This is a genomic window from Streptacidiphilus carbonis (assembly GCF_000787775.1).
Classification (GTDB): domain Bacteria; phylum Actinomycetota; class Actinomycetes; order Streptomycetales; family Streptomycetaceae; genus Streptacidiphilus; species Streptacidiphilus carbonis.
Window position 1 is genome coordinate 1 of record NZ_BBPM01000134.1, and the last position, 2972, is coordinate 2972.

Here is a 2972-nt window from a genome sequence, read left to right on the forward strand (position 1 = left end):
ATTGAACTGTCCGGTGTGACCCGGCGGTTCACTTCCCCGGCGGGGAAGGTGTTCACGGCACTGCGTGAGGTGGACTTCACGGTTGAGCCGGGTCAGTTCTGTGCGGTGGTGGGACCGACCGGGTGTGGTAAGTCGACGACTCTGGGCATGGTGGCTGGTCTGGACCGGCCGAGTGCGGGCACCGTGCGGGTGGGTGGCCGGGAGGTCGACGGGATCACCGACGGTGTCAGTTTCATGTTCCAGCAGGACGCGTTGCTGCCGTGGAAGACGGTGCTGGCCAATGTGGCGCTGGGTCCGGTGTTCCGCGGGGTGGGCAAGAAGCAGGCGCAGGCCGCGGCCCGGGACTGGCTGGGCCGGGTGGGGCTGCGGGGTTTCGAGGACCACCACCCGCACCAGCTGTCCGGCGGTATGCGCAAGCGCGTGGCGATGGCCGCGGCGCTGATCAACGAGCCGTCGATCCTGCTGATGGACGAGCCGTTCGGGGCGTTGGACGTGCAGACCAAGGCGATCATGTCGAACGAGCTGCTGGGTCTGTGGGAGGAGCTCAAGCCCTCGGTGCTGTTCATCACCCACGACCTGGAGGAGGCCGTGGCGCTGTCGGACCGGGTGGTGGTGATGACCTCGGGGCCCGGCACGATCAAGGGCGTCTACGACATCGACCTGCCGCGTCCGCGCGGCGCGGTCCAGGAGATCCGGTTCGATCCGCGGTTCCTGGAGCTGCACCACCAGATCTGGGAGTCGCTGAAGGACGAGGTGCAGCGCGCCTACGCGCTGACCGGCGGCACCTCCGGTGCGCCGGCTGGTGCGGGTGTGTCCGGGAGCAAGGGAGAGCAGCGATGACCACGACCTCTACCTCCGAGTCCAGGGAGCGGCAGATGCAGACCCCCGACCAAGTACGCACCGTCCTGCAGTCGGAGATCGCCGCCGACGAGGCGACGGTGAAGGCCAGGGCTTTGCGCCAGGCCCGCGCCCGCAAGATCAAGGTGAATGTCAGCCGGGTGCTGCTGGGTGTGATCGTGGTCGGCGGCTGGCAGCTGTTCGCCGACTGGAAGATCATCGATCCGTTCTTCTTCGGCCAGCCGTCGGGGATCGTCAAGCAGTTGGGTGACTGGTTCCAGCACGGCACCTCGTTCGGCTCCATCTGGACCCAGATCGGGGTGACCATGGAGGAGGCGCTGCTGGGCTTCGTGTACGGGGTCCTGGGCGGTGTGGTGCTGGGCGTGCTGCTGGGCCAGGTGCGTTTCCTGGCCGACGTGATCGGCCCCTACATCAAGATCGTCAATGCGGTGCCGCGCATCGTGCTCGGCTCGATCTTCTTCGTCTGGCTGGGCCTGGGCACTCCGGCGAAGGTGCTGCTGGCCTCGGTCCTGGTGTTCTTCGTCGTGTTCTTCAACGCCTTCCAGGGCGTGCGCGAGGTCGACCGGGTCTTCATCAACAACGCCCGGGTGCTGGGGGCCTCGCGGCTGCAGATCACCCGCCACGTGGTGCTGCCCTCGGCGCTGACCTGGATCACCGCCAGCCTTCACGTCGCCTTCGGCTTCGCGGTCATCGGCGCGATCGTGGGCGAGTTCCTGGGCGCCCAGCAGGGCCTGGGCCTGGTGATCTCCGACGCCCAGAACCACTTCAACCCCAACGGGGTGTTCGCCGCCATGGTCATCATCGCCGTGATCGCCCTGACCGCCGAGACCGGCATCAGCTTCCTGGAGAAGAAGCTCCTGGCCTGGCGCCCCACCGCCTCCACCGAAGTCGCCGGCCTCTAAGCCCAGCCCCGACCGGCCCTGACCGACTGGGACCGGCGAACCCCCGGGCCACGTTCCGCCCCCTGCTGTACCAGCCACCCTCACCGTACAAGGGAGTACCTGTCATGTCCACCACTAAGATCAGCAAGAGATCCCGCCGGACCTTCGCCCTGGCGATGACCGGCGGCCTGCTCGCCACCGTCGCACTGACGGCCTGCGGCTCCTCCTCCAGCGGTTCCTCCAGCAGCGGCTCCGGCGGCTCCGGCGGCGGCAGCCTGCCGAAGGTCACCATGATGGTCGGCGGCATCGACAAGCAGATCTACCTGCCCTACGAGCTGGCCCAGCAGCTGGGCTTCTACAAGAAGTACGGCGTGAACATGCAGCTGAGCACCGAGACCTCGGGCGGTGTCGGCGCCGAGGACGCGATGGCCTCCGGCCAGGTCGACATGGCCGGCGCCTGGTACATCCACACCTTCGACTTCCAGGCCAAGGGCAAGGACGTCATCAACCTCGCCCAGCTCAGCGGCGCCCCCGGCGAACGCGTCATGTGCTCCAAGCACTCCGGCGTCACCACCCCGGCCGACTTCAAGGGCAAGAGCATCGGCGTCACCGACCTCGGCTCGGGCACCGACGACCTGGTCCAGCAACTGGCCGCGCACTACAACCTCAGCACCAGCCAGTTCCACCGCGTCGGCGTCGGCGAGGGCTCCACCCTGCTGGCCGCCCTCCAGCAGAACCGGGTCGACTGCGCCATCACCACCCAGCCCACCGTCAGCGCCGTCGAGAAGGCCGGCGCCGGCACCTCGGTCCTGGACCTGTCCAGCACCACCGGCGCCACCAAATGGCTCGGCGGCACCTGGCCCGCCGCCGGCGTGCTCACCCTCAACAGCTGGGTCCAGTCCCACCAGGACACCGCCCAGAAGGTCGTCGACGCCCTGGTCGCCACCATGCACTGGATCAACACCCACACCGCCGCCCAGATCGCCGACGCCCTGCCCGCGTCCTACACCAACAACGGCCTGATCACCAAGGACGTCTACACCGCCGCCCTGGCCCAGGACAAGGGACAGTTCCTGCCCGACGGCATGATGCCCGCCAACGGCCCCGCCACCGTCGAGACCACCGCCAAACTCTCCGGCGTCGACACCAGCAAGGTCAAGATCAGCGACACCTACACCAACCAGTACGTCATCGCCGCCAACAAGCTCGAAGGCTTCACCGCCAACGGCTGAC

General features: G+C 67.9%; 3 protein-coding genes. All 3 read left to right on the plus strand.

The window, feature by feature from the left end; translation table 11 throughout:
- Positions 1 to 840, plus strand: an 840-nt coding sequence (locus TR46_RS37570) for an ABC transporter ATP-binding protein (RefSeq protein WP_063770763.1), incomplete at its 5' end; no start/stop codon positions are given.
- Positions 837 to 1760, plus strand: coding sequence for an ABC transporter permease (locus tag TR46_RS37575; protein WP_236655709.1), 924 nt, complete (start codon positions 837 to 839; stop codon positions 1758 to 1760). The genes TR46_RS37570 and TR46_RS37575, both read left to right, overlap by 4 nt.
- 104 nt (positions 1761 to 1864) lie before the next feature.
- On the plus strand, positions 1865 to 2971 hold the full coding sequence (locus TR46_RS37580) for an ABC transporter substrate-binding protein (protein ID WP_042411836.1): 1107 nt from the start codon (positions 1865 to 1867) through the stop codon (positions 2969 to 2971).
- Position 2972: the final 1 nt, after the last annotated feature.

What these genes read in the sequence shown, in the direction of transcription:
- TR46_RS37575 (WP_236655709.1), top strand. Translation starts at nt 837, where the DNA reads ATGACCACGACCTCTACCTCCGAGTCCAGGGAGCGGCAGATGCAGACC.
- TR46_RS37580 (WP_042411836.1), top strand. Translation starts at nt 1,865, where the DNA reads ATGTCCACCACTAAGATCAGCAAGAGATCCCGCCGGACCTTCGCCCTG.